The organism is Natronococcus jeotgali DSM 18795 (genome assembly GCF_000337695.1).
In the GTDB taxonomy this organism is placed as follows: Archaea; Halobacteriota; Halobacteria; order Halobacteriales; family Natrialbaceae; genus Natronococcus; species Natronococcus jeotgali.
The window spans coordinates 1-354 of the sequence record NZ_AOIA01000095.1 but is presented as its reverse complement, the minus strand read 5'-3'; the positions used below and the strand labels follow the sequence as shown (position 1 = coordinate 354).

The 354-nt window shown below is 56.5% G+C and carries 1 protein-coding gene; it reads left to right on the top strand.

Annotated elements, in window-relative coordinates:
• Positions 1 to 148 precede the first annotated feature (148 nt).
• On the top strand, positions 149 to 354 hold a 206-nt coding region (locus C492_RS10450), incomplete at its 3' end, for an HD domain-containing protein (RefSeq protein WP_008423206.1).

Here is a 354-nt window from a genome sequence, read left to right as displayed (position 1 = left end):
GTGTCATAGAGCTATTCTCATGGGATTGCTTACACCTCTATTTCAGTGAACTACCCGCTTCGTAGATGTGCAGACCTACTGAAGCAGTGACAGATGCTCCACAGAGTGGACTCGATATCTTGAACTGTCACCACGCAGTCTCCCCAATATGACCGACGAACTTGGCTCCTTGCTGGAGTGGTTCGACCTGAAGGACGAACTCCGGACGGGATGGGAGCTCCGGAACATCAACTCGCCGGAGTCCGTTGCAGCCCACACGTGGGGGGCAGCGGCGCTTTGTCTGCTCTATGCCGAGCGGGAAGAGGTTGACCGCCAGAAGGCAGTGACGATGGCACTCATCCACGACCTCGGCGA